The 26,270-nt window shown below is 66.7% G+C and carries 24 protein-coding genes; 21 read left to right on the forward strand and 3 right to left on the reverse strand.

Translation table 11 applies throughout. The annotated features are described in order from the left end of the window. Positions 1–20 precede the first annotated feature (20 nt). The 11 genes from nuoG to VHAB30_RS05545 are packed head-to-tail and all read left to right on the forward strand — an operon-like array spanning position 21 to position 11,320. Entirely contained in the window at positions 21–2,186 is a 2,166-nt protein-coding gene (gene nuoG / locus VHAB30_RS05495; protein ID WP_159276097.1) for an NADH-quinone oxidoreductase subunit NuoG, read from the forward strand. Beyond that, complete coding sequence (nuoH, locus tag VHAB30_RS05500) at positions 2,183–3,259, forward strand: NADH-quinone oxidoreductase subunit NuoH (protein ID WP_095949076.1); 1,077 nt, start codon at positions 2,183–2,185, stop codon at positions 3,257–3,259. Before nuoG ends, nuoH begins: the two co-directional genes overlap by 4 nt. A gap of 18 nt (positions 3,260–3,277) precedes the next feature. Then, positions 3,278–3,823, forward strand: a complete 546-nt coding sequence (gene nuoI / locus VHAB30_RS05505) for an NADH-quinone oxidoreductase subunit NuoI (RefSeq protein ID WP_062475395.1) — start codon at positions 3,278–3,280, stop codon at positions 3,821–3,823. Positions 3,824–3,860: 37 nt separating this feature from the next. Next, positions 3,861–4,520, forward strand: a complete 660-nt coding sequence (locus VHAB30_RS05510) for an NADH-quinone oxidoreductase subunit J (RefSeq protein WP_062475392.1) — start codon at positions 3,861–3,863, stop codon at positions 4,518–4,520. Beyond that, the gene (gene nuoK, locus VHAB30_RS05515; protein ID WP_007837741.1) at positions 4,517–4,825 is read left to right on the forward strand and encodes an NADH-quinone oxidoreductase subunit NuoK; all 309 of its coding nucleotides are present in this window, start codon (positions 4,517–4,519) and stop codon (positions 4,823–4,825) included. The genes VHAB30_RS05510 and nuoK overlap by 4 nt, the downstream gene beginning before the upstream one ends. A 7-nt stretch (positions 4,826–4,832) precedes the next feature. Continuing rightward, the gene (gene nuoL / locus VHAB30_RS05520) at positions 4,833–6,878 is read left to right on the forward strand and encodes an NADH-quinone oxidoreductase subunit L (RefSeq protein ID WP_159276098.1); all 2,046 of its coding nucleotides are present in this window, start codon (positions 4,833–4,835) and stop codon (positions 6,876–6,878) included. A gap of 25 nt (positions 6,879–6,903) precedes the next feature. Next, positions 6,904–8,382 carry an NADH-quinone oxidoreductase subunit M gene (locus VHAB30_RS05525; RefSeq protein WP_062475386.1) on the forward strand — a complete coding sequence of 493 codons (1,479 nt, stop codon included), beginning with the start codon at positions 6,904–6,906 and terminating at the stop codon, positions 8,380–8,382. Between the two features lie 24 nt (positions 8,383–8,406). Then, the gene (gene nuoN, locus VHAB30_RS05530; RefSeq protein WP_062475383.1) at positions 8,407–9,894 is read left to right on the forward strand and encodes an NADH-quinone oxidoreductase subunit NuoN; all 1,488 of its coding nucleotides are present in this window, start codon (positions 8,407–8,409) and stop codon (positions 9,892–9,894) included. A gap of 16 nt (positions 9,895–9,910) precedes the next feature. Next, a complete protein-coding gene (locus VHAB30_RS05535) occupies positions 9,911–10,216 on the forward strand; it encodes a DUF2818 family protein (protein WP_070063106.1) in 306 nt (101 codons plus the stop codon). Between the two features lie 5 nt (positions 10,217–10,221). After that, complete coding sequence (locus tag VHAB30_RS05540) at positions 10,222–10,827, forward strand: NUDIX domain-containing protein (RefSeq protein WP_174250206.1); 606 nt, start codon at positions 10,222–10,224, stop codon at positions 10,825–10,827. A gap of 7 nt (positions 10,828–10,834) precedes the next feature. Further along, on the forward strand, positions 10,835–11,320 hold the full coding sequence (locus VHAB30_RS05545) for a DUF1178 family protein (RefSeq protein WP_159276099.1): 486 nt from the start codon (positions 10,835–10,837) through the stop codon (positions 11,318–11,320). Positions 11,321–11,359: 39 nt separating this feature from the next. On the opposite strand, the gene VHAB30_RS05550 is transcribed toward VHAB30_RS05545, so the two are convergent. Further along, positions 11,360–13,147: an ABC transporter transmembrane domain-containing protein gene (locus tag VHAB30_RS05550; RefSeq protein ID WP_159276100.1), complete on the reverse strand. Its 1,788-nt coding sequence runs from the start codon at positions 13,145–13,147 to the stop codon at positions 11,360–11,362. A 78-nt stretch (positions 13,148–13,225) separates the two neighbouring features. On the opposite strand from VHAB30_RS05550, the gene VHAB30_RS05555 reads away from it, so the two are divergent. Genes VHAB30_RS05555 through VHAB30_RS05575 form a run of 5 tightly spaced genes read left to right on the forward strand, consistent with a single transcriptional unit; the run spans position 13,226 to position 19,123 of the window. After that, positions 13,226–13,762, forward strand: coding sequence for a MarR family winged helix-turn-helix transcriptional regulator (locus VHAB30_RS05555; RefSeq protein WP_159271080.1), 537 nt, complete (start codon positions 13,226–13,228; stop codon positions 13,760–13,762). Continuing rightward, positions 13,755–15,233, forward strand: coding sequence for an efflux transporter outer membrane subunit (locus tag VHAB30_RS05560; protein WP_159276101.1), 1,479 nt, complete (start codon positions 13,755–13,757; stop codon positions 15,231–15,233). The genes VHAB30_RS05555 and VHAB30_RS05560 overlap by 8 nt, the downstream gene beginning before the upstream one ends. A 35-nt stretch (positions 15,234–15,268) precedes the next feature. Next, a complete protein-coding gene (locus VHAB30_RS05565; RefSeq protein WP_159276102.1) occupies positions 15,269–16,594 on the forward strand; it encodes an efflux RND transporter periplasmic adaptor subunit in 1,326 nt (441 codons plus the stop codon). 35 nt (positions 16,595–16,629) lie between these two features. Beyond that, complete coding sequence (locus VHAB30_RS05570; protein WP_159276103.1) at positions 16,630–18,192, forward strand: DHA2 family efflux MFS transporter permease subunit; 1,563 nt, start codon at positions 16,630–16,632, stop codon at positions 18,190–18,192. A 19-nt stretch (positions 18,193–18,211) separates the two neighbouring features. Then, positions 18,212–19,123, forward strand: a complete 912-nt coding sequence (locus tag VHAB30_RS05575) for a LysR family transcriptional regulator (RefSeq protein ID WP_159276104.1) — start codon at positions 18,212–18,214, stop codon at positions 19,121–19,123. 6 nt (positions 19,124–19,129) lie between these two features. Here VHAB30_RS05575 and VHAB30_RS05580 read toward each other — a convergent pair whose 3' ends face one another. Both VHAB30_RS05580 and VHAB30_RS05585 read right to left on the reverse strand, forming a co-directional pair. Beyond that, positions 19,130–19,747, reverse strand: a complete 618-nt coding sequence (locus VHAB30_RS05580; RefSeq protein WP_159276105.1) for a cysteine hydrolase family protein — start codon at positions 19,745–19,747, stop codon at positions 19,130–19,132. Between the two features lie 107 nt (positions 19,748–19,854). Next, positions 19,855–21,063, reverse strand: a complete 1,209-nt coding sequence (locus VHAB30_RS05585; protein WP_159276106.1) for an AGE family epimerase/isomerase — start codon at positions 21,061–21,063, stop codon at positions 19,855–19,857. Between the two features lie 340 nt (positions 21,064–21,403). Between VHAB30_RS05585 and VHAB30_RS05590 the strand changes: the two genes are divergently transcribed. The 5 genes from VHAB30_RS05590 to VHAB30_RS05610 are packed head-to-tail and all read left to right on the forward strand — an operon-like array spanning position 21,404 to position 26,267. Then, a complete protein-coding gene (locus VHAB30_RS05590) occupies positions 21,404–22,174 on the forward strand; it encodes an ABC transporter ATP-binding protein (RefSeq protein WP_062474077.1) in 771 nt (256 codons plus the stop codon). Beyond that, the gene (locus tag VHAB30_RS05595) at positions 22,174–22,881 is read left to right on the forward strand and encodes an ABC transporter ATP-binding protein (RefSeq protein ID WP_062474075.1); all 708 of its coding nucleotides are present in this window, start codon (positions 22,174–22,176) and stop codon (positions 22,879–22,881) included. The genes VHAB30_RS05590 and VHAB30_RS05595 overlap by 1 nt, the downstream gene beginning before the upstream one ends. 37 nt (positions 22,882–22,918) lie before the next feature. Continuing rightward, a complete protein-coding gene (locus tag VHAB30_RS05600) occupies positions 22,919–24,118 on the forward strand; it encodes an ABC transporter substrate-binding protein (protein ID WP_159276107.1) in 1,200 nt (399 codons plus the stop codon). A gap of 31 nt (positions 24,119–24,149) precedes the next feature. Then, a complete protein-coding gene (locus VHAB30_RS05605; protein ID WP_062474071.1) occupies positions 24,150–25,346 on the forward strand; it encodes an ABC transporter substrate-binding protein in 1,197 nt (398 codons plus the stop codon). 45 nt (positions 25,347–25,391) lie between these two features. Further along, complete coding sequence (locus VHAB30_RS05610; RefSeq protein ID WP_062474069.1) at positions 25,392–26,267, forward strand: branched-chain amino acid ABC transporter permease; 876 nt, start codon at positions 25,392–25,394, stop codon at positions 26,265–26,267. Positions 26,268–26,270 lie beyond the last annotated feature (3 nt).

Genomic DNA, 26,270 nt, shown 5'->3' on the forward strand with positions numbered 1-26,270 from the left:
GTGCGAGAAGAAACACAGACATGATCGAAATCGAACTCGACGGCAAGAAGGTCGAAGTGACCGAAGGCAGCATGGTGATGCATGCGGCCGAAAAGGCGGGCACCTACATCCCGCACTTCTGCTATCACAAGAAACTCAGCATCGCGGCCAACTGCCGCATGTGCCTGGTGGACGTGGAAAAGGCGCCCAAGCCGATGCCGGCCTGCGCCACGCCCGTCACGCAGGGCATGATCGTTCGCACCAAGAGCGACAAGGCCATCAAGGCCCAGCAGTCCGTCATGGAGTTCCTGCTGATCAACCACCCGCTGGATTGCCCCATCTGCGACCAGGGCGGCGAATGCCAGCTGCAGGACCTGGCCGTCGGCTATGGCGGTTCTTCTTCGCGTTACGAAGAAGAAAAGCGCGTCGTGTTCCACAAGGACGTCGGCCCGCTGATCAGCATGGAAGAAATGAGCCGCTGCATCCACTGCACGCGCTGCGTCCGTTTCGGCCAGGAAGTGGCCGGCGTGATGGAGCTGGGCATGTCGCACCGCGGCGAGCACTCCGAAATCGAAACCTTCCTCGGCGACTCGGTCGACTCCGAGCTGTCGGGCAACATGATCGACATCTGCCCGGTCGGCGCGCTCACGAGCAAGCCCTTCCGCTACAGCGCCCGCACCTGGGAACTGTCGCGCCGCAAGTCGGTGAGCCCGCACGATTCCACCGGTGCCAACCTGATCGTTCAGGTCAAGAACAACCGCGTGATGCGCGTGGTGCCGCTGGAGAACGAAGACGTCAACGAATGCTGGATCGCCGACCGCGACCGCTTCTCGTACGAAGCGCTCAACGGTACGGAACGCCTGACGCAGCCCATGCTGAAGCAGGGCGGCCAATGGCAGCAGGTCGACTGGCAGACGGCGCTCGAGTACGTTGCCAACGGCCTCAAGCAGATCAAGACCGACCACGGCGCGCAAAGCATCGGCACGCTGGTCAGCCCGCACAGCACGCTCGAAGAGCTGCAGCTCGCCGCCATGCTCACGCGTGAACTCGGCAGCGACAACATCGACTACCGCCTGCGCAATGCCGAATTCACGGCCTTCGAAGGTGTGCGCTGGCTCGGCACCTCGATCGCCTCGCTCACGCAAGTGCAGCGCGCGCTGGTCGTCGGTTCGAACCTGCGCAAGGAACACCCGCTGTTCGCGCAGCGCATCCGCCAGGCCGTGCGCAAGGGCGCCGCGCTGTCGGTGATCACTTCGTCCAGCCTCATGGCCGACCGCGGTGCCTGGGCCATCGACGTGGCGCAAGCGGCCATCGTCGAAGCCGACCAGTGGGTCGAGGCGCTGGCCGCCGTGGCCGCTGCCATCGCCCAGACCAACGGCGCCGCCGCACCGCTGGCACCGAAGAACGCGCCCGACGCTGCCGCGCAAGCCATCGCAGCCTCGCTGCTGAGCGGCGAACGCAAGGCGATCCTGCTCGGCAATGCCGCCGCGCACCACGCACAAGCCAGCAGCCTGCTGGCCCTCGCGAACTGGATCGGCGCACAGACCGGCGCCACCGTCGGCTACCTGACCGAAGCCGGCAACACCGTGGGCGCACAGCTCGTCGGCGCCTTCCCGCAGAACGGCGGCCTCGATGCCGGCCGCATGCTCGCCGCCGGCTCCGGCCTCAAGGCCGTGCTGCTGCTGAACACCGAGCCGGTGTTCGACTCGGCCGCCGGTGCTGCCGCCGCCGATGTCATCGGCAATGCGCAGATGGTGGTCACGCTGAGCCCCTTCAAGGCCAACCTCGAGTTCAGCGACGTGCTGCTGCCCATCGCCCCGTTCACCGAAACGCCCGGCACCTTCGTCAATGCCGAAGGCCGCCTGCAGGGCTTCCATGCCGTCGTGAAGCCGCAAGGCGAGACGCGTCCGGCGTGGAAGGTGCTGCGCGTGCTGGCGAACCTGCTCGGCCTGCCGGGCTTCGCCTTCGAATCGACAGCCGAGGTGCTGGCCACTGTCGGTGACAAGGGCACCGTGCCGGCGAACGCGTTGAGCAACGCCACCTCCGCCAAGGCCGTCGCGGCCAGCGGCGCCGTGGCTGCGCCCGTGGTCGCGAGCATCTACCAGCTCGACTCGATCGTGCGCCGCGCACCGTCGCTGCAGCTGACCGCCGACGCGCGCAACAGCGCACAGGCCGCACCCGCTCGTGCCGAGGAGGCCCTGGCATGATCGACGCAATTCATGGCTTCGGCCAGGGGCTGGTCGCCGCAGGCTGGTGGACGTCCGTCGTCTGGCCCGTGGTCTGGACGCTGATCAAGATCATCGTCGTCGTGATCCCGCTGATGCTGGCCGTGGCGTACCTCACGCTGTGGGAACGCAAGGCCATCGGCTTCACGCAGATCCGCGTGGGCCCGAACCGCATCGGGCCGCTGGGCCTGCTGCAGCCGATCGCGGACGCGCTCAAGCTGATGACCAAGGAAATCATCCTTCCGACGGTCGCCAACAAGGGCCTGTTCCTGCTCGGCCCCATCATGACCATCATGCCGGCGCTGGCCGCATGGGCCGTGATTCCCTTCGGCCCCGACGTGGCGCTGGCCAACATCAATGCCGGCCTGCTGTTCGTGATGGCCATCACCTCGCTCGAGGTGTACGGCGTGATCATCGCCGGCTGGGCCTCGAACTCGAAGTACGCCTTCCTGGGCGCGCTGCGCGCCTCGGCACAGATGGTGAGCTACGAAATCGCGATGGGCTTCTGCTTCGTCGTGGTGCTGATGGTCACGGGCAGCCTGAACATGTCCGACATCGTGACAGTGCAGGGCAAGGGCATGTTCCAAGACATGGGCATTGGCTTCCTGTCGTGGAACTGGCTGCCGCTGCTGCCGATCTTCGTCGTGTACTTCATCTCGGGCCTGGCCGAAACCAACCGCCACCCGTTCGACGTGGTGGAAGGCGAATCCGAAATCGTGGCCGGCCACATGATCGAGTACTCGGGCATGAGCTTCGCGATGTTCTTCCTGGCCGAGTACGCCAACATGTGGCTCGTCTCGATCCTGACCGTGGTGCTGTTCCTCGGTGGATGGCTGCCGCCGTTCGAGTTCCTGAGCTTCATTCCGGGCTGGATCTGGCTGGGCCTGAAGACCTTCTGCGTGGTCACCATGTTCCTGTGGGTGCGCTCAACGTTCCCGCGCTTCCGCTACGACCAGATCATGCGTCTGGGCTGGAAGATCTTCATTCCCGTCACCCTGGTGTGGCTGGTCGTGGTCGGTGGCTGGATGCAGACGCCGTTCAACATCTGGAAATAAGCAGGAAGCGACGACATCATGACTGCTTCACACACCGCCGGAGGGCTCGGACGCACCTCCAAGCTGGCCTCCGCACCGTTCTCGCTCAAGGACTTCCTGGGCAGCTTCATGCTGTTCGAGCTGTTCAAGGGCCTGGCCATCACGGGCAAGTACGCCTTCGCGCGCAAGATCACCGTCCAGTTCCCTGAAGAGAAGACGCCGCTGTCGCCGCGCTTTCGCGGCCTGCACGCGCTGCGCCGCTACGAGAACGGCGAAGAGCGCTGCATCGCCTGCAAGCTGTGCGAGGCCGTGTGCCCCGCGCTGGCGATCACCATCGAATCCGACGTGCGTGACGACGGCTCGCGCCGCACCACGCGCTACGACATCGACCTGACCAAGTGCATCTTCTGCGGCTTCTGCGAAGAGAGCTGCCCGGTCGACTCGATCGTCGAGACGCACATCTTCGAATACCACGGCGAAAAGCGCGGCGACCTGTACTTCACCAAGGACATGCTGCTGGCCGTGGGCGACCGCTACGAAAAAGAAATCGCGGCGAACAAGGCGGCCGACGCCAAGTACCGCTGAGCCGGCTCCGCTCGAAACCCGTACCAATCGAATTCCAATGGACGTCAAGACCGGTCTGTTCTATCTGTTTGCCGCGGTGCTGCTGTTTGCAGCCTTCCGCGTCATCACCTCCCGCAACCCCGTGTACGCCGCGCTGTACCTGGTGCTGGCTTTCTTCCAGGCCTCGGCCATCTGGCTGCTGCTGCGCGCCGAGTTCCTGGCGATCTCGCTCGTGCTGGTGTACGTCGGTGCCGTGATGGTGCTGTTCCTGTTCGTCGTGATGATGCTGGACATCGACGTCGACGGCCTGCGAGAGGGCTTCTGGAAGCACTTCCCGCTGGCGGCAGGCATCGGCGCGCTCATCGCGCTTGAAATGGCAGCCGTGCTCATGGGCGGCTTCCGCCTGGGCGAAGGCCCGCGCGCCATGGCGACGACCTCGCCCAACAGCTCGAACACGCTCGAGCTGGGCAAGCTGCTGTATTCCGAATACCTCTATCCGCTGGAAATCGCCGCGGTCATCCTGCTGGTGGCCATCATTGCCGCCATTGCACTGACGCTGCGCACCCGCAAGGACAGCAAGTACGTCAACCCGTCGGACCAGGTGCGCGTGAAGGCGCGCGACCGCGTGCGCATCGTGCAGATGCCCGTCACGCGTGCGGCCGAGCCGGTGGTTGAGGCCCCGGCAGCGGATGCCGCTGCAAAGGAAAACAAGGCATGACGCTCACGCTCGGACACTTCCTCTCGCTCGGCGCGATGCTCTTCGCGCTGTCGGTGATCGGCATCTTCCTGAACCGCAAGAACCTGATCGTGCTGCTGATGGCCATCGAACTGATGCTGCTGGCGGTCAACATGAACTTCGTGGCCTTCTCGCACTACCTGGGCGACATGCACGGCCAGATCTTCGTGTTCTTCATCCTGACGGTGGCGGCGGCCGAATCGGCCATCGGCCTGGCGCTGCTGGTCCTGTTGTTCCGCAACAAGTCCAACATCAACGTCGACGAACTCAACTCGCTCAAGGGTTGACAGCAGTATGAGCGCAACCCTTTCCGCATCCACCTTGCTGGCCGTGCCGATGGCACCCCTGGTCGGCGCCGCACTTGCCGGCCTGTTCGGCACGAAGTTCGGCGGCAACCACATCGGCCGCAAGGTCACGCATTCGCTGACCATCCTGGGCGTGTTCGTCGCCTTCGTGATCTCGGCGATGACGCTGAAGTCGGTCATCGTCGACGGCGCCCGCTTCAACCAGACCATCTACGAATGGATGATGGTCGGCGGCCTGAAGATGGAAGTCGGCTTCCTGGTCGACGGCCTCACGGCCATGATGATGTGCGTCGTGACCTTCGTGTCGCTGATGGTCCACATCTACACCATCGGCTACATGGAAGAAGACGACGGCTACAACCGCTTCTTCTCGTACATCTCGCTGTTCACCTTCTCGATGCTGATGCTCGTCATGAGCAACAACATGCTCCAGCTGTTCTTCGGCTGGGAGGCGGTGGGCCTGGTGTCGTACCTGCTGATCGGCTTCTGGTTCAACAAGCCCACGGCCATCTTCGCGAACATGAAGGCCTTCCTGGTCAACCGCGTGGGTGACTTCGGCTTCATCCTGGGCATCGGCCTGATCGCCGCCTACGCCGGCACGCTGAACTACGGCGAAGCCTTCGCCAAGGCGCACACGCTGGCCGGCATCACCTTCCCGGGCACCGAGTGGATGCTCATCACGGTGATCTGCATCTGCCTGTTCATCGGCGCGATGGGCAAGAGCGCCCAGTTCCCGCTGCACGTGTGGCTGCCCGACTCGATGGAAGGCCCGACCCCCATCTCGGCGCTGATCCACGCAGCGACCATGGTGACGGCCGGCATCTTCATGGTGGCGCGCATGTCGCCGCTGTTCGAGCTGAGCGACACGGCCCTGAGCTTCATCCTCGTGATCGGTGCCATCACCGCGCTGTTCATGGGCTTCCTGGGCATCATCCAGAACGACATCAAGCGCGTGGTCGCGTACTCGACGCTGTCGCAGCTGGGCTACATGACCGTGGCGCTCGGTGCCTCGGCCTACTCGGTCGCGGTGTTCCACCTGATGACGCACGCGTTCTTCAAGGCGCTGCTGTTCCTCGGCGCGGGCTCGGTGATCATCGGCATGCACCACAACCAGGACATCCGCTGGATGGGCGGCGTGCGCAAGTACATGCCCATCACCTGGATCACCTCGCTGCTGGGTTCGCTCGCGCTGATCGGCACGCCATTCTTCTCGGGCTTCTACTCGAAGGACAGCATCATCGAGGCCGTGCACGAAAGCCACCTGTGGGGCGCGCAGTTCGCCTACTACGCGGTGCTGGCCGGCGTGTTTGTGACGGCGTTCTACTCGTTCCGCATGTACTTCCTGGTCTTCCACGGCAAGGAACGCTACGACCAGAACCCGGACGCACACCACGACGACCATGCGCACGACGCGCACGGACACGACGACCACGGCCACGGCCACGACGCCCACAAGCCGCACGAATCGCCGATGGTGGTCTGGCTGCCGCTGGTGCTGCTGGCGATCCCCTCGGTGGTGATCGGCTTCATGACCATCGACCCGATGCTGTTCGGCAGCTTCTTCAAGGACGCGATCTTCGTCGACGGTGCCAAGCACCACGCGATGGGCGAGCTGAAGGAAGCCTTCCACGGCCCGGTCGCCATGGCGATCCACGGCCTGCAGACCGCACCGTTCTGGTTGGCGCTGGCCGGCGTGGCGCTGTCGTACTACATGTACATGATGAACCCGGCGCTGCCGGCCGCCATCAAGCGCGCCTTCAGCCCGATCTACAACCTGCTCGAGAACAAGTACTACCTCGACTGGATCAACGAGAACATCCTCGCCCGCGGTGCGCGCCTGCTCGGCACGGGCCTGTGGAAGGGCGGCGACCAGGCGCTGATCGACGGCGCGCTCGTCAACGGTTCCTGGAAGGTGGTGGGTCGCGTGGCCGGCGTCGTGCGCTGGCTGCAGTCGGGCTTCATCTACCACTACGCCTTCGCGATGCTGCTGGGCATCTTCATCCTGATGACGTACTTCGTCTGGTTCAAACGTTGAGCCCGAACGCTGGAGAAAAAGAAAAATGGGTTTGTTGAGCCTTGCCATCTGGGTGCCGATCGCATTCGGCGCCGTGCTGCTGGCGTTTGGCCGCGACGAGCACGCCAAGGGCGTGCGCTGGGTCGCGCTCGTCGGTGCCATCGTGAGCTTCCTGGTCACGGTGCCGCTGTTCACGCGCTTCCAGAACGGAACCGCCGCGATGCAGTTCGTCGAGAAGACGAGCTGGATCTCGCGCTTCAACGTCAACTACCACCTGGGCATCGATGGCATGTCGCTGTGGCTGGTGCTGCTGACCTCGTTCATCACGGTCGTGGTCGTGATCTCGGCCTGGGAAGTGATCACCGAGCGCGTGAACCAGTACATGGGCGCGTTCCTGATCCTGTCGGGTTTCATGATCGGCGTGTTCTCGGCGCTCGACGGCATCCTGTTCTATGTGTTCTTCGAAGCCACGCTGATCCCGATGTACCTGATCATCGGCATCTGGGGCGGCCCGAACAAGATCTACGCGGCGTTCAAGTTCTTCCTGTACACGCTGCTTGGCTCGCTGCTGATGCTGGTCGCGCTGATCTTCCTGTACAACAAGTCGGGCGGCAGCTTCGACATCCTGAGCTGGCACAAGCTGCCGCTGGGCTCGACCGCGCAGACCTTCCTGTTCTTCGCCTTCTTTGCGGCCTTCGCCGTCAAGGTGCCGATGTGGCCGGTTCACACCTGGCTGCCCGACGTGCACGTCGAGGCCCCTACGGGCGGTTCGGCCGTGCTGGCCGCGATCATGCTGAAGCTGGGTGCCTACGGTTTCCTGCGCTTCTCGATGCCCATCGCGCCTGACGCTTCGCACGAGTGGGCCTGGCTCATGATCGCGCTGTCGCTCATCGCCGTGATCTACGTGGGCTTGGTTGCGCTGGTGCAGCAGGACATGAAGAAGCTGGTGGCGTACTCGTCGGTCGCCCACATGGGCTTCGTGACGCTGGGCTTCTTCATCTTCAACGAACTCGGCGTGTCCGGCGGCATCGTGCAGATGATTGCCCACGGCTTCGTGTCGGGCGCCATGTTCCTGGGCATCGGCGTGTTGTACGACCGCGTGCACTCGCGCCAGATCGCCGACTACGGCGGCGTGGTCAACACCATGCCCAAGTTCGCCGCGTTCGCGCTGCTGTTCGCCATGGCCAATTGCGGCCTGCCGGGCACCGCCGGTTTCGTGGGCGAATGGATGGTGATCCTGGGCGCCGTCAAGGCCAACTTCTGGGTCGGCCTGGGCGCTGCCACCGCACTGATCTTCGGCGCTGCCTACACCCTTTGGATGTACAAGCGCGTGTACCTGGGCCCGGTCGGCAACGACCACGTCAAGGAACTGAAGGACATCAACGCCCGCGAATTCCTGATGCTCTCGCTGCTGGCCATCGCCGTGCTGTGGATGGGCCTGTACCCGAAGCCTTTCACCGACGCGATGGATGCCTCCGTCGTCGAGCTTCTGCGCCACGTGGCGATTTCGAAGCTGCCCGTCTGATGCCACGCTGAAGAAGAGAACGAGATGATTGACAAACTCAGCTGGGTGACGATCTACCCCGAAATCGTGTTGCTGGTCATGGCCTGCATCATTGCGCTGGTCGACCTGTCGGACACGAGCCCGCGCCGCACCCGCACCTACATCCTGACGCTGCTCACGCTGGCGGCGGTGGCCGTGCTCACGGGCCTGGCCGCTGTCGGCGGCAAGACCTCCTACGGCTTCGGCGGCATGGTGGTGAGCGACACGATGGGCAACTGGCTCAAGTGCTTCGCTTCGCTGGCCCTGATGGTGACGCTGGTCTACGGCCGTCCCTACGCGGCCGACCGCGAGATGCTGCGCGGCGGCGAGATGTTCACGATCAGCATGCTGGCGCTGCTGGGCATGTTCGTGATGATCGGCGGCAGCAACTTCCTGCTGATCTACCTCGGCCTCGAGCTGCTCACGCTGTCGAGCTACGCGCTCGTGGCGCTGCGCCGCGACAACGCGGTGGCCAGCGAAGCCGCCATGAAGTACTTCGTGCTCGGCGCCATGGCCAGCGGCTTCCTGCTGTACGGCCTGTCGATGATGTACGGCGCGACCGGCTCGCTCGACCTGAACGAAGTGTTCAAGGCGATCTCGACCGGCAAGGTGAACCACCAGGTGCTGGTGTTCGGCCTGGTCTTCATCGTGGCCGGCCTGGCGTTCAAGGTCGGTGCCGCACCGTTCCACATGTGGGTGCCCGACGTCTACCAGGGCGCGCCGACGGCGATCACGCTGCTGATCGGCGCCGCGCCCGAGCTGGCTGCCTTCGGCATCATCATCCGCCTGCTGGTCGACGGCCTGCAGCCGCTGGCCATCGACTGGCAGCAGATGCTCGCCGTGCTGGCGGTGGCGTCGCTGGTGATCGGCAACCTGGCCGCCATCGCGCAGAGCAATCTCAAGCGCATGCTGGCCTATTCGACCATCGCGCAGATGGGCTTCATGCTGCTGGGCCTGGTGGCGGGTTCCGACCTGCAGGGCACGCAGAACGCGCAGGCCGCCTACAGCGCCGCGATGTTCTATGTCGTGACCTACGTGCTGACCACGCTGGCGAGCTTCGGCATCATCCTGCTGCTGGCGCGCGAAGGCTTCGAAAGCGAAGAGATCACCGACCTGGCCGGCCTCAACCAGCGCAGCCCGCTGTACGCCGGCGTGATGGCCATCGCGATGTTCTCGCTGGCCGGCCTGCCGCCACTCGTTGGCTTCTACGCCAAGCTGGCCGTGCTGCAGGCGCTGATCGCCTCGGGCGCCGCCATCTACATCGGCCTGGCCGTGTTCGCCGTGATCACCTCGCTGATCGGCGCGTTCTACTACCTGCGCGTGGTCAAGGTCATGTACTTCGACGCGCCCGTCACGGCGACCACCGTGTCGGCCTCGTTCGACGTGCGCACCGTGCTCACGATCAACGGCGCGCTGATCCTGATTCTTGGCGTGCTGCCCGGCGGTCTGATGACGCTGTGCTACGACGCTATCGCGGCCACGCTGGCCCACTGACGCGGTCCGCAACACGGTGTCGCAAACCGCGTCGGTCTGGGTGGTGCTGCTGGTGGCCCTGGTGGCCGCCAACCTGCCGTTCCTGAATGAGCGCCTGTTCGGGGCGGTGCCGCTGTCGACTCCGCACAAGTCGCTCGCCATCCGCTTCGGCGAACTGGTGGTGCTGTACTTCATTGCCGGCGGCATCGGCCTGCTGTTCGAGCGCAGGGCAGGGCAGATCGCCGCCCAGGGCTGGGAGTTCTACGCGGTGACGGCTTCGCTGTTCGTCGTGCTGGCCTTCCCGGGGTTCACCTGGCGCTACCTGATGAAGCACAGGCACTGACCGACATGACTTCTTCCGCCCCCGATTCGCATCTGAAGGAAGCGCTCATCAGCAGCGAAGAGCTCTTCAAGGGCAAGTTCCTGCACGCCAAGCGCGACACCATCCGCCTGCCTGACGGCCATAGTGCCACGCGCGAGTACGTGGTGCACCCCGGTGCGGTGGTGGTGATTCCGCTGCTCGACGACGGCCGCGTGGTGCTGGAGCGCCAGTTCCGCTACCCGGTGGACCGCGTGATCGTCGAGTTTCCCGCGGGCAAGCTCGACGCCGGCGAAGATCCGCTGCTGTGCGGCCAGCGCGAACTGCTCGAGGAAACCGGCTACTCCGCGCGCGAATGGGCGCATGCGGGCGCCACGCACCTGGCGGTGGCGTACTCGACCGAAATCATTCACATCTATTTCGCACGCGGCCTCTCGCTGGGCGAGCGCCAGTTGGACCACGGCGAGTTTCTCGACGTGTTCACCGCCACGCCGCAGGAGCTCATCGGCTGGTGCCGCGACGGCACCGTGACCGACGCGAAGACGCTCACCTGCGCCCTGTGGCTGCAGAACGTCCTCTCGGGCGCATGGGCACTGGATTGGCAGGCCGCAGCCTCGCAAGGCGGCGCGGGATAATCCGCGCATGAAGGTCCTCGATCTCCGCTGCACGCACGGCCACGGCTTCGAGGGCTGGTTTGCGTCCAATGAAGCGTTTGACAGCCAGCTCGCGAGCGGCCTGGTCGAGTGCCCGGTCTGCGGCGACACCGCCATCGTCAAGCTGCTGAGCGCGCCCCGCCTGAACCTGAGCAACGCCAAGGCGCCGAAGGAAGAAGGGCGCGGCGACGCAGCGCACGCACCGTCGGCGCCCGCAGCGCCTTCCACGCAGGTCTCGGCATCTTCGACTTCACCCGAAGCCCGCTGGATGCGCGCCGTGCGCGAAGTGCTGGCCAAGACCGAAGACGTCGGCGACCGCTTTGCTGACGAGGCGCGCAAGATGCACTACGGCGAAACCGCCGAGCGTGGCATCCGCGGCCAGGCCACACCGGAGCAGACCGAGGCGCTGCTCGATGAAGGCATTCCGGTGATGGCGCTGCCGATTCCGGCGGCGCTGAAAGAAACCCTGCAGTAACCGGCCGGCTCGGCGACGAGCCCGTCCGGCCCGGCCCGCTCAGGCCGTGAACTGCAGCGCGGCCAGCCGCGCGTACACGCCGCCTTGCGCCACCAGCGCCGCGTGCGTTCCCTGTTCGACGATGCCGCCGTGGTCCAGCACGATGATGCGGTCGGCCTTCTGCACGGTCGCCAGGCGGTGGGCGATCACGAGCGTGGTGCGGTTTTCCATCGCCGATTCGAGCGCGGCCTGCACCATGCGCTCGCTCTCGGCGTCGAGTGCGCTGGTGGCTTCGTCTAGCAGCAGTAGCGGCGGGTTTTTCAGGATGGCCCGCGCGATGGCGATGCGCTGGCGCTGGCCGCCCGACAGCCGCACGCCGCGTTCGCCCAGGAAGGTGTCGTAGCCCTCGGGCAGGGCCTGCAGGAAGTCGTGTGCGAAGGCGGCGCGCGCCGCGGCGTGCACCTCGTCGGCGCTGGCGTCGGGCCGGCCGTAGCGGATGTTCTCGAAGGCGCTGGCCGAGAAGATCACCGCGTCCTGCGGCACGAGGCCGATGCGGGTGCGCAGGTCGTGCAGCGCAAGCGCGTCCAGCGACGCACCATCGAGCACGATGCGGCCCGACTGCGGGTCGTAGTAGCGCAGCAGCAACTGGAACACCGTGCTCTTGCCCGCGCCGCTCGATCCCACCAGCGCCACGGTCTCGCCCGGCGCGATGTCCAGGCTGAAGTCGCGCAGCGCCGGCGTGCCCGGCCGCGAAGGGTAGTGGAAGGTGATCGCGTCGAAGCGGATCGCGCTGCCCGCGGCGGGAACCGGCGCCACCGCCGGCCGTGCGGGCGAGGCGATGGCCGTCGGCGCGTGCAGCAGTTCCATCAGGCGCTCGGTGGCGCCGGCGGCGCGCAGCAGGTCGCCGTACACCTCGCCGAGCACCGCGGTGGCGCTCGCCAGGATCGCCACGTAGACCACGGTCTGGCCCAGGTGGCCAGCCGTGATGTCGCCGCGCAGCACGGCCTGCGTGCCTTCGTACAGGCCCCAGAGCAGGGCGGCCGAGGTGGCGATGATGATGAAGGCCACGAGCACCGAGCGCGCGCGCGTGCGGCGCACGGCGGTATGAAAGGCGTTTTCGGTCGAGCTGTTGAAGCGGTCGGCCTCGCGGCCTTCGGCCGTGTAGCTCTGCACCACCGGAATCGCGTTCAGCACCTCGGCCGCGATGGCGCTCGAGTCGGCCACGCGGTCCTGGCTGGCGCGCGACAGCTTGCGCACGCGGCGGCCGAACCACATGCTCGGCAGCACCACCAGCACCAGGATGCCCAGCACCTGCACCATCACATAGGGGTTGGTCCAGACCAGCACCGCCAGCGCGCCCACGCCCATGACGGCATTGCGCAGGCCCATGCTCAGCGATGAGCCAACGACCGTCTGCACCAGCGTGGTGTCGGCCGTGAGGCGCGACAGCACCTCGCCGGTCTGCGTGGTCTCGAAGAAGGCCGGGCTCTGCTGCAGCACATGGCCGTAGACCGCGTTGCGCAGGTCGGCCGTGACGCGCTCGCCGAGCCAGCTCACCGTATAGAAGCGCGCCGCCGAAAACAGGCCCAGCGCCACGGCCACCGCGAAGAGGGCGCCGAAGTGCTCGCGCAGCGCCATGGTCTGGGCGCCCTTGTCGGCGCTGACCAGGCCGCCGTCAATCAGGCTACGCAGGGCGATAGGAAAAGCCAGCGTCGTGACCGCCGCCATCACCAGGAAGACCCCCGCCAGGACGATCTGCACGCGGTAGGGGCGAAGGAAGGGGCGCAACCCCGACAGCGAGCGGGGCGAACCCTTGGCTGCGGAGGACGACGGAGGGGAAGAAGCCATGGGCGCGAATTCTACCGAGCCCTTGCCCCCACAAAGGTCGCCTTGACAGTAATTGCCATGACAACTAATATTTCAGGCATGAGCGATGCCCCCATTTCCCCGGTCCCTCCGACGCCCGACGAGGCCGTGCGCCCGCCGGCCGACTTCTATCGCGCCGAGGACTACCGCGCCGAAGAGAGCATCGGCTACCTGATGCGCCGCATCGTCACGTCCGTGGGCCAGACCGTCGGCACGCGCATGTGCGAGCCGGGCAGCCCCACGTACCCGCAGTGGGTGCCGCTGTACAAGCTGCACGTCGGCGCCGCCACCACCGTGGCCGAACTGGCCCGCGCCTGCGAGCTCGACACCGGCGCCATGACGCGCCTGCTCGACCGCCTCGAGGCCAAGGGCCTGTGCCGCCGCGTGCGCTCGCTCGAAGACCGCCGCGTGGTCAACATCGAACTCACCGACGAAGGCCGTGCGGCCGCGAAGGAAGTGCCCTATGTGCTGAGCCGGGTGCAGAACGAGTACCTGGCCGGCTTCAGCCTCGAAGAATGGGAGCAGCTCAAGGACTACTTGCGCCGCATCCTCGACAACGCACAGGGCCTCGCGGCCCGTGGAGAGAAGAATGACTGAGTCTTTCGCCGTGCGGGCGCTGCGCCGCACGCCCGTCGTGGCCGCCGCGCTGGCGGTGGTCGCGCTCGCCGGTTGCGCCGACATGGCCGGCATCGGCTCGCACGCCAAGTTCCGCGATGCGACCACGCTCGGCATCGCGGCCGACCCCGCGCGCGCGCCCGTCCCCAGCCTGGACAGCCAGTGGTGGCAGGCCTTCGGCGACAGCCAGCTCAACGCGCTGGTCGACCAGGCCGTGGCCGGCAACCCGAACCTGCAGGTCGCGCGTGCGCGCCTCGTGCGCGCCCAGGCCTCGGCGGACATCGCCGGTGCGGCGCTGCTGCCCAAGGTCGGCGCCGACCTGAACCTGAACCGCCAGAAGTTCAACAGCAACTACATCTACCCGGCGCCGCTGGGCGGCTCGACGCAGAACATCGGTCTGCTGCAGCTCGGCGCGAGCTGGGAGCTCGACTTCTTCGGCAAGAACCGCAGCGCACTCGACACCGCCCTCGGCGCGGCCAACGCAGCAGCGGCCGACGCCGATGCCGCGCGTGTGCTGCTTGCGAGCAACGTGGCGCGCAGCTACTTCCAGTGGGCGCGCCTGAACGAACAGGTCGAAGTGGCCAAGCGCACGCTGGCCCAGCGCGACGAGACCTTCAAGCTGGTGCGCGACCGCGTCTCGGCTGGCCTCGATACGCGCCTCGAACTGCGCCAGAGCGAAGGCGGCTTGCCTGAAGCCCGCCAGCAGATCGAAGCGCTCAACGAGCAGATCGCGCTGCAGCAGCACGCGCTCGATGCGCTCGTGGGCCAGCCCAACGTGTCGGCCTCGCTCAAGCCGCCAGTGCTCGCGGGCGTGAAGCCGATGGCGCTGCAGGCGAACATTCCGGCCGACCTGCTGGGCCGCCGCGCCGACATCGCCGCCGCACGCTGGCGCGTCGAAGCGGCCACCAGCGACGTGGCCAATGCCAAGACCCAGTTCTATCCCAACGTGAACCTCACGGCCTTTGCCGGCTTCCAGAGCCTGGGTTTCGGCAAGCTGCTCAAGTCGGGCAGCGAGCAGTGGGGCGTGGGCCCGGCCATCCACCTGCCGATCTTCGAAGGCGGGCGCCTGCGCGCCAACCTGCGCGGCAAGTCGGCCGACCTCGACGTGGCCATCGAGAGCTACAACGCCACCGTGCTCGACGCCGTGCGCGACGCGGCCGACCAGGTCTCGAGCGCGCAGTCGATCGTGCGCCAGCAGACCGAGCAGCGCGCCGCGCAGACGGCCGCCGAAGGCGCCTACGACATTGCCGTGCAGCGCTACCGAGCGGGCCTGGGCAACTACCTCAACGTGCTGACCGCCGAAACCGCCGTGCTGGCCCAGCGCCGGCTCGCGGTCGACCTGGCGGCCCGCGCGCTCGACACGCAGGTGGGCCTGGCGCGCGCCCTGGGCGGCGGCTGGCAGCTGCCGGCCACCGCCACGGCTGCGGCCCCGACGGCTGCCACCCGGAATTGATTTGCTGATCCGCCTTCTTCGGAAAGAACTCCATCATGAGCGATAACAACACTCCGACATCCGCTTCCCCCGTGCCCACCACCGCAGCGCCCGAGGCGCCTGCAAGCAACGGCAAGCGCCGCCGCGCACTCACCGCGCTCACCGCCGTGGTGCTGGTCGCCGGCGGCGGCTGGGGCCTGTACGAATGGCTGGTCGCCAGCCATTACGAGAACACCGACAACGCCTACGTGCAGGGCAACGTCATCCAGATCACGCCGCAGATCGGCGGCACCGTCATGGCCATCGGCGCCGACGACACCGACTTCGTGAAGGCCGGCCAGCCGCTGGTGCAGCTCGACCCGGCCGATGCCAAGGTCGCGCTCGAGCAGGCCGAGGCCGCGCTCGCGCAGGCCGTGCGCCAGGTGCGCACGCTGTACGCGAACAACGGTTCGCTGGCCGCGCAGGTCACGCTGCGCCAGAGCGACATCGCCAAGGCCCAGAGCGACATCGCCAAGGCGCAGGACGACCTGCAGCGCCGCCGCGCGCTGTCGGGCAACGGCGCCGTGTCGAAGGAAGAACTGAACCACGCCGAGACGCAGCTGGCCAACGCCAAGAGCGCACTGGCCGCCGCACAGGCCGGCGTGGTCGCCGCGCGCGAGGCGCTGGCCAGCAACCAGTCGCTGACCGAAGGCACCAGCGTGGCGCAGCACCCGAGCGTGCTGGCCGCCGCCGCCAAGGTGCGCGAGGCCTACCTCGCCACGCAGCGCGTGGCCATGCCCGCGCCGGTCGACGGCTACGTGGCCAAGCGCACCGTGCAGCTGGGCCAGCGCGTGGCCGCCGGCACGCCGATGATGTCCATCGTGCCGCTGCACCAGCTGTGGGTCGACGCCAACTTCAAGGAAGTGCAGCTGCGCAACATCCGCATCGACCAGCCCGTGAAGCTCACCGCCGACGTGTACGGCAAGAAGGTCGAGTACACCGGCAAGGTGGCCGGCCTGGGCGTGGGCACCGGCGCCGCCTTTGCGCTGCTGCCGGCGCAGAACGCCACCGGCAACTGGATCAAGGTGGTGCAGCGCGTGCCCGTGCGCATCGCGCTCGATCCCGAGCAGCTCAAGGCCAACCCGCTGCGCATCGGCCTGTCGATGGACGCCGAGATCGACATCACGCAGAAGACCGGCAAGATGCTGGCCGACGCGCCGCGCAGCACCGCCTTCGCGCAGACGCAGGTCTACAGCCAGCTCGACCGCGGCGCCGACGCCGAGGTGGACCGCATCGTGGCCGCCAACCTCGGCCGCGGTGCGCCCACGGCAGCCGTGAGCCGCCCGGCGGCGTCCGCCGCCGCACCGGCCGTGCACGCCGCCACGCAGGGCCAGCCGGGCTGATCGCCGCCGGCCGCTGAACCCTCACAGCCCGCGCCATGGCCACTGCTGCTCCCGCTTACATCGCGCACCCCCCGCTCGAGGGCTCCGCCCGCGTGTGGGGCACGGTCGCGCTGTCCGCCGCCACCTTCATGAACGTGCTCGACTCGTCGATCGCCAACGTGTCGCTGCCGGCCATCTCGGGCGACCTTGGCGTGAGCACCACGCAAGGCACCTGGGTCATCACCAGCTTCGCGGTGGCCAACGCCATCGCGGTGCCGCTCACGGGTTTCATGACCCAGCGCTTCGGCCAGGTGCGCCTGTTCATGGCCAGCGTGATCCTGTTCATGGTCGCTTCGCTGCTGTGCGGCCTGGCGCCCAACATGACCACGCTCATCCTGTTTCGCGCGCTCCAGGGCTTCGTGGCGGGGCCGATGATCCCGCTGTCGCAGACGCTGCTGCTGTCGAGCTACCCGAAGGCCAAGGCCGGCCTGGCCATGGCCATGTGGTCGATGACGACGCTGGTCGCGCCCGTGATGGGACCGCTGCTCGGCGGCTGGATCACCGACAACATCTCGTGGCCGTGGATCTTCTACATCAACATCCCGGTCGGCATCGTGGCCGCGGCCATCACCTGGACGCTGTACCACAAGCGCGAGAGCAAGACGCACAAGGTGCCGATCGACGCCATCGGCCTGGCGCTGCTGGTGCTGTGGGTGGGCTCGCTGCAGCTCATGCTCGACAAGGGCAAGGAGCTGGACTGGTTCCACTCGGCCGAGATCGTCACGATGGCCGTGGTGGCCGTGGTCGGCTTTGCGTTCTTCCTGGTCTGGGAGCTGACCGACAAGCATCCGGTGGTCGACCTGTCGCTGTTCAAGCGGCGCAACTTCTGGTCGGGCGCGGTGGCCACGGCCATCGCCTACGGCCTGTTCTTCGGCAACGTGGTGCTGCTGCCGCTGTGGCTGCAGCAGTGGATGGGCTACACCGCCACGCAGGCGGGGATGATCATGGCGCCCGTGGGGCTGCTGGCGATCTTCTTCTCGCCGGTGGTGGGCCTCACAGTGTCCAAGATCGACCCGCGCCGCTACGCGACCTTCTCGTTCCTCGTGTTCGCGCTGGTGCTGTGGATGCGCTCGAACTTCAACACGCAGGCCGACTTCGTGACGATCATCATCCCGACGATCATCCAGGGCATCGCGATGGCGTTCTTCTTCATTCCGCTGGTGACCATCACGCTGTCGGGCCTCACGCCCGACCGCATCCCGGCCGCGTCGGGGCTGTCGAACTTCCTGCGCATCACGGCGGGCGCCATGGGCACCTCGATCGCCACCACGCTGTGGGACAGCCGCGCGGCCCTGCACCACGCGCAGCTGGTGGAGTCGGTGAACCCGGGCAACAGCGCGGCCACCAGCGCCATCTCGGGGCTGACGAGCAGCGGCTTCAGCACCGAGCAGGTGCTCGGCCAGATCAACCGCCTCGTCGACCAGCAGTCGTTCATGCTTGCAACGAACGACATCTTCTATGCCTCGGCGGTGCTGTTCCTGCTGCTGATTCCGCTGGTGTGGCTGGCACGGCCGCAAAAGGGCGGCGCGGGCGGCGACGCGGCCGCCGGCGCGCACTGACAACCGGCAGCGCTCGCGCATGGACCAGTTCGCGGCCATGAAGGCGTTCCGCGCCGTCGTGGAGGCCGGCGGCTTCACCGCCGCGGCCGACGCGATGGACGTGTCGCACACGGTGGTCTCGCGCCACGTCAAGCAGCTGGAAACGGCGCTGGGCGTGCAGCTGCTGAACCGCACCACGCGCCGCTTCGCGCTCACGCAGGCGGGCCAGACCTACTACGAGCACGCGCGGCAGATCCTCGACCAGGTCGAGACTGCGGCGCTGGTCGTGGCGCAGCACCAGGTGGAGCCCACGGGCCTGCTGCGCATCAACGCACCGATGTCCTTCGGGCTGGAGGAACTGGCGCAGTGGCTGCCGGCTTTTCTCGACGCGCACCCGCAGGTCAAGGCCGACCTCGTGTGCAACGACCGCTTCGTCGACCTGATCGAAGAGGGCTTCGACGTGGGATTGCGACTGGCGTATGCACTCTCGGACTCGACGCTGATCGTCAAGCGCCTCGCGAGCTTCGAGGAGTGGTGGGTGGCATCGCCCGCCTACCTGCAGCGGCGCGGCACGCCGCGAACGCCCGCCGACCTGGCGGCGCACGACTGCCTGAACTATTCATTGGCCGCGAAGGCCGCCCTGCCCAGCTTCACCGCGCCGGACGGCAGCGTCCACACCGTGGATGTGGGTGGGCGGCTGCAGGCCAACAGCGGGCTCGTGCTGCGCAGCGCCGCGCTGGCGGGCACGGGGCTGGCGGCGTCGCCGGCGTTCCTCGTGCGCGACCCTGTGGCGCGCGGCGAACTGGTGCGCGTGCTGCCCGAATTCCGCCAGCAGCCGTTGAACCTGTATGCGCTGTATCCGCAGAACCGGCACCTGTCGCCGAAGGTGCGGGCGTTTGTCGACTTTGCTGCCGCGCGCTACCTGCCCGCGGACGGGCAGGGCGGCGACTGAGGCCGTTCAGGCCTTCGCCTCCAGCAGCCGCAATACCTCCTCGGTCGAGCGCACCTCGGCCACCACATCCGACACGCCGCGCAGCGCTGCGCGATGCAGTTCGCGGTGGCCCAGCACGCCGCCTTCCTCCAGGTCGAGGTCGCGCGTCGCGCAGGCATCGCCCACGATGAGGCTCTGGTAGCCGCGCGGTGCGGCATCGAAGGCCGTGGCCGACACGCACATGTGCGTCATGAGGCCCGTGAGGATCAGCGTCGTGATGCCGCGTGCCTGCAGCTCGGCTTCGAGCGCAGTGCCCGCGAAGGCACTCGGCGTGGCCTTGCGCAGCACCGTGTGCTGCGGGGCAGGGCGCAGTTCGTCGTGGATGCCGAAGGCATGGCTGCCTTCCGCGAAGATCGGGCTGTCGGCGGGCGCCACGTGCTGCACATGGAACACCGGCATCGCATGCCGGTCGGCGGCATCGATCAGGCGCCGGGTCTGGCGCAAGGCGGCCAGTCCGTCGGGGATGGGCATGCGCCCGTCGAAGTACTCGTTCTGGAAATCGATCGCGATCAGCGCCGTGGCGGCGGGATCGAGACGGCTCGTGGGCACGGCGCCGGTAAGGCTGCGGATGCTGGGGTGCTTCATGTGTTCTCTGCGTGAGTGAAAGAAGGCCTGAAGCGTAGGCAGCCCGCGCGCTGCGGGGTAGAGGCGTGGCCGCACAAGATTTGTGCGGATATTGAAGGGTGACGCGGCTATTTGACGCCGTGCCCCAGCGCCTTCAGCACGTCATGGCACGCACCCATCGTGTGGTAATCGGTCTTGCCCGCCGGGCTCTTCTCGTCGCTGATCTTCGCGTTCTGCGGCGTGAGGATGCGGTACCACGCACCGTGCGTGTGGTCGACGAAGTGCGCCCAGCTGTAGGCCCAGATCCGGTCGTACCAGTCCCAGTAGCCGGCGTCGCCCGTGCGCACCGCGAGCAGGGCGGCGGCGGCGAAGCTTTCGGCCTGCACCCAGAAGTACTTGTCGCTGTCGCACACCGCGCCATCGGGCCCGAAGCCGTAGACCAGCCCGCCGTGCGCGGCGTCCCAGCCGCGCTGCATCGCGGTGTCGAAGAAGTGGCGTGCACGCGGAACGATCCATTCGGTGCCCGGCGCGTCGGAGCCCAGGTGGCTCTCGAGCTGCAGCAGCAGCTTGGCCCATTCGGTGAGGTGGCCGGTCTGGAAGCCCCAGGGCCGGAAGATGTTGGTCTTGTCGCCGCGGTTGTAGTCCCAGTCGACCGACCAGTCCTCGCGGTAGTGCTCCCACACCAGCCCGTCGGCGAGCGCGGCCTGCCGGCCCGTGATGCTTTCGGCCAGCGTGCGTGCGCGCTGAAGGTAGAAGGGCTCGCGCGTGGCGTCGTAGGCCGCGAGCATCGCCTCGCAGGCGTGCATGTTGGCGTTCTGGCCGCGGTAGGGGCCGACCTGCCAGGCGGGCGTGGCCTCGTCGGCGTACAGCTGGTGCGCCGGTTCCCAGAAATGCCGTTCCATCAGGTCGCGGGTGTGCGCGAGGCCGGCGCGTGCTTCCTCGACGCCGGCCATCAGCGCATGCGCGTGCGCCAGCAGCACGAAGGCCAGGCCGTAGCAGTGCTGCGTGCCGTCCTGCACGGTGGCTTGATGGCCATCCCAGTCGATCTGCCATGCATAGCCACCATTCGGCTGCGCATGCGCGGTCTGCAAAAACGCCAGGCCGTGGTGCACCGCCGCAAGATCGTCGGGCCGGCCGAAGCGGCGCCACGCCATCGCGTGGTTGAACACGAAGCGCGTGCTGCTCACGAGGTGGCGCGTGCGGCGGTCGTACACCGTGCCGTCGTCGGTGAAGAAATGGAAGAAGCCGCCCGAGGCATCGCGGCTGCGCGGCGCGTAGAACGCCAGCGTGTGGGCGATGTGGCTGGCAAGGAATTCGGGGGAGCGGAAGTTCGGCATGGCGGTGGTGGATTCAATCCGGGTGAAAGCGCATCGCGGCAGCGCAGCGGGCACGCCAGTTTTTCACGAAGCGTGCATGCGTGCCCGACATCCTCATGACGGTGCGCGTGCATGCATCGCGCGTTCGCAGGTGTGCGTGCTGCGGTGCGCAATGTCGTCGGGACGACAGTCGCTCGCACAGAGGGTGCGCACTCTGTGAATGGTTGCAGTGCAGCATAGGCATTTGCCCCAGTATGCAATTGCATAGCAGCCACCAACAATCGGTCCGCGCTCGATGGTGGCGCATTGAGATGGACCGCATGACCGATTTCTTTTTTCCGCACACGGACGACGCCGCGAGATGAGCGACGTCATTCTTGAAACACGCCAGCTCACCAAGGAATTCAAGGGATTCACCGCGGTCAGCAAGGTCGACCTCTCGGTGAAGCGCGGTTCGATCCACGCGCTCATCGGCCCCAACGGTGCCGGCAAGACGACCTGCTTCAACCTGCTCACCAAATTCCTCGAGCCCACGGCCGGCACGATCCTGTTCAACGGCCACGACATCACGGGCGAACGCCCGGCGCAGATTGCGCGGCGCGGCGTGATCCGCTCGTTCCAGATCTCCGCCGTGTTCCCGCACCTCACGCTGCTCGAGAACGTGCGCCTGGGCCTGCAGCGCAAGCTCGGCACCTCGTACCACTTCTGGAAGAGCGAGAAGTCGCTCAAGCCGCTCGATGCGCGCGCCCGCGAACTGCTCGCCGAGGTGGGCCTCGAAGAGCTGGCCGACGAACAGACCGTGAACCTGCCCTACGGCCGCAAGCGCGCGCTCGAGATCGCCACCACGCTGGCCATGGAGCCCGAGCTGATGCTGCTGGACGAACCCACGCAGGGCATGGGCCACGAAGACGTGCACCGCGTGGCCGAGCTCATCAAGCGCGTGTCGGCCGGACGCACCATCCTGATGGTCGAACACAACATGAGCGTGGTCTCGACCATCGCCGACACCATCACGGTGCTGCAGCGCGGCGCCGTGCTGGCCGAAGGCCCGTACGCCGAAGTCTCGAAGAACCCGCAGGTGATGGAGGCCTACATGGGCACCACCGACGGCGAAATGCAGGGGGCTCACTGATGACCGCTGCACTCGAAATCAAGGGCCTGCAGGCCTGGTACGGCGAATCGCACGTGCTGCACGGCGTCGACATGGTCGTGCAGCCGGGTGAAGTCGTCACGCTGCTGGGCCGCAATGGTGCGGGCCGCACGACGACGATGCGCGCCGTGATGGGACTCACCGGCGCCCGCAAGGGCAGCATCAAGGTCAACGGCGTCGAGACCGTCTCGATGGCGACGCACCGCATCGCGCACCTGGGCATCGGCTATTGCCCCGAAGAACGCGGCATCTTCGCCAGCCTCTCGTGCGAAGAAAACCTGATGCTGCCGCCCGAACTCAAGGGCGCGGGGCAGGGCATGTCGGTCGACGAGATCTACGCCATGTTCCCCAACCTGGCCGAGCGCCGCCACAGCCAGGGCACGCGCCTGTCGGGTGGCGAGCAGCAGATGCTGGCCGTGGCGCGCATCCTGCGCACCGGCGCCAAGCTGCTGCTGCTCGACGAAATCTCCGAAGGCCTGGCGCCCGTCATCGTGCAGGCGCTGGCCCGCATGATCACCACGCTGCGCGCCAAGGGCTACACCATCGTCATGGTCGAGCAGAACTTCCGCTTCGCCGCGCCGCTGGCCGACCGTTTCTACGTGATGGAGCACGGCCGCATCGTCGAGAAGTTCGGCGCCGCCGAGCTCGAAGCCAAGATGCCCGTGCTGACCGAGTTGCTCGGCGTCTGAGTTCTTTCACCCCTTCTTGCTACTGCCGGAGACATCCATGAAAAATCAGCTCACCGCTTTCGCCCTGGCTTTCAGCGCACTGGCGCTTGCAGCGTCCGCCCAGGCGCAAGGCCAGGACAAGGTCAAGATCGGCTTCATCACCGACATGTCCAGCCTGTACGCCGACCTCGAAGGCAAGAACGGCGCGCTGGCGATCCAGATGGCCATCGACGACTTCGGCGGCAAGGTAGCCGGCAAGCCGGTCGAGCTGCTCACCGTCGACCACCAGAACAAGCCCGACATCGCCGCCTCGAAGGCGCGCGAGTGGATCGACACGCAAGGCCTGAGCATGGTCTTCGGCGGCACCAACTCGGGCGTGGGCCTGGCGCTGGCCAAGGTCGCGGCCGAGAAGAAGCGCGTGTACTTCAACAACGGCGCGGCCTCGTCGGCGCTCACCAACGAACAGTGCTCGCCCTATACCGTGCACTACGCCTACGACACCGTCGCGCTCGCCAAGGGCACCGGCGCCGCGGTGGTCGACGGCGGCGGCAAGACCTGGTTCTTCCTGACGGCCGACTACGCCTTCGGCCACGCGCTCGAAGCCGACACCTCCACCGTCGTGAAGGCCAAGGGCGGCACGATCGTCGGCGCGGTGCGCCATCCGCTCAACGCGTCCGACTTCTCGTCGTTCCTGCTGCAGGCGCAGAACTCCAAGGCGCAGATCCTGGGCCTGGCCAACGCGGGCGGTGACACCGTCAACAGCATCAAGGCCGCCAAGGAGTTCGGCATCGGCAAGTCGATGAAGCTGGCCGGCCTGCTGATCTTTTTGAGCGACGTGCACAGCCTGGGCCTGAAGAACACCGAGGGCCTGCAGTTCACCACCAGCTGGTACTGGGACCTGAACGACGAGACCCGCAAGTTCGCCAAGCGCTTCTTCGACAAGACCAAGCGCATGCCCACCGAGATCCAGGCCGCCGACTACTCGGCCACCATGACCTACCTCAAGGCCGTGGACGCCGCCAAGACCGACGATGCCGACAAGGTCATGGCCGAGCTCAAGAAGATGAAGCTCAACGACTTCTTCGGCACCGGCCAGATCCGCCCCGACGGCCGCTACGTGCACGACATGTACCTGATGCAGGTCAAGTCGCCCGCCGAATCGAAGACGCCGTGGGACTACTACAAGCTCGTGAAGAAACTGCCCGGCGACACGGTGTTCACCACCAAGGCCGAGTCCAAGTGCACGCTCTGGAAGTGACACCACCGAACACCCCACAGGAACAACATCCATGAAGACCACCACATTCGCTCTCTCCGCCGTTTTCGCCGCCGCCGCGCTGGCCGCCGGTGCCGCCCAGGCGCAGGACAAGGTCAAGATCGGCTTCGTCACCGACATGTCGAGCCTGTACGCCGACGTCGAAGGCAAGAACGGCGCGCTGGCGATCCAGATGGCCATCGACGACTTCGGCGGCAAGGTCAACGGCATGCCCATCGAGCTGCTCACGGCCGACCACCAGAACAAGGCCGACATCGCCGCCTCCAAGGCGCGCGAGTGGATCGACACGCAGGGCCTGACCATGCTGTTCGGCGGCACCAGCTCCGGCACGGCCCTGGCCATGGCCAAGGTGGCGCAGGAGAAGAAGCGCGTCTTCGTCGTGAACGGCGCCGGCAGCTCGGCGCTCACCAACGAACAGTGCTCGCCCTACACCGTGCACTACGCCTACGACACCGTCGCGCTCGCCAAGGGCACCGGCGCGGCCGTGATCGGCCGTGGCGACAAGAGCTGGTACTTCCTGACCGCCGACTACGCCTTCGGCCAGGCCCTGGAAGCCGACGCGACCAAGGTCGTGAAGGAAAAGGGCGGCACCGTGCTGGGCTCGGTGAAGGCGCCGCTCAACACCTCCGACTTCTCGTCCTTCCTGCTGCAGGCGCAGAACTCCAAGGCACAGGTGCTGGCGCTGGCCAATGCCGGCGGCGACACCATCAACAGCATCAAGGCCGCGAAAGAGTTCGGCATCACCAAGAGCATGAAGATGGTGGGCCTGCTGGTGTTCGTGACCGACGTGCACAGCCTGGGCCTGAAGAACACCGAAGGCCTGCTGCTGACCACCAGCTGGGACTGGAACCTCGACGACAAGACGCGCGCCTTCGGCAAGCGCTTCTTCGAGAAGACCAAGCGCATGCCCACCGACATCCAGGCCGCCGACTACTCGGCCACCATGACCTACCTGAAGGCCGTGCAGGCCGCCAAGACGGTCGATGCCGACAAGGTCATGGCCACGCTCAAGTCCACGCCCATCGACGACTTCTACGCCAAGGGCAGCATCCGCGCCGACGGCCGCTTCGTGCACGACATGTACCTGGTGCAGGTCAAGTCGCCGGCCGAATCCAAGCAGCCGTGGGACTACTACAAGGTGGTCCAGAAGCTCAAGGGCGAAGAAGTCTTCACGACCAAGGCCGAGAGCCGCTGCGCCCTCTGGAAGTGACCTCCCGCGGGCGCCCCTGCGGCGCCCGGGTTCGTTGAAACGCTTATGAACATTTCCCTTCCCGCCTTGTTGAGCCAGCTCCTTCTGGGGCTGGTCAACGGCTCGTTCTACGCCATCCTGAGCCTCGGGCTGGCGGTGATCTTCGGTTTGCTCAACGTCATCAACTTCGCGCACGGCGCGCTGTTCATGCTCGGGGCCGTCCTCACCTGGATGGCCATGGAGTACCTGGGCGTCAACTACTGGGTGATGCTGATCGCCGCGCCGGTCCTCATCGGCCTGTTCGGCGTGGTCATCGAACGATTGCTGCTGCGCTGGATCTACAAGCTCGACCACCTCTACGGCCTGCTGCTCACGCTGGGCCTCACGTTGCTGATCGAAGGCGTGTTCCGCTCTGTCTACGGCGTGTCGGGGCTGCCCTACGATGCGCCCGAGCTGCTGTCCAGCGCCACCGACCTGGGCTTCATGGTGCTGCCCAACTACCGTGCCTGGGTGGTCGTGGCCTCGCTGGTGATCTGCTTTGCGACCTGGTACGTGATCGAGAAGACGCGCCTGGGCGCCTACCTGCGCGCCGGCACCGAGAACCCGCGCCTGGTGGAAGCCTTCGGCGTCAACGTGCCGCTGATGATCACGCTGACCTACGCCTTCGGCTGTGCGCTCGCCGCCTTCGCCGGCGTGCTGGCCGCACCGGTGATGCAGGTGTCGCCGCTGATGGGGCAGAACCTCATCATCGTGGTGTTCGCGGTGGTCGTGATCGGCGGCATGGGCTCCATCATGGGCGCCATCCTCACGGGCCTGGGCCTGGGCGTGATCGAGGGGCTCACCAAGGTTTTCTATCCCGAGGCTTCTTCGACGGTTGTGTTCGTGATCATGGTCATCGTGCTGCTCATCCGCCCCGCCGGCCTGTTCGGCAAAGAGAAATAAGGC

This window comes from Variovorax boronicumulans (genome assembly GCF_009811375.1).
Taxonomy (GTDB): domain Bacteria; phylum Pseudomonadota; class Gammaproteobacteria; order Burkholderiales; family Burkholderiaceae_C; genus Variovorax; species Variovorax boronicumulans.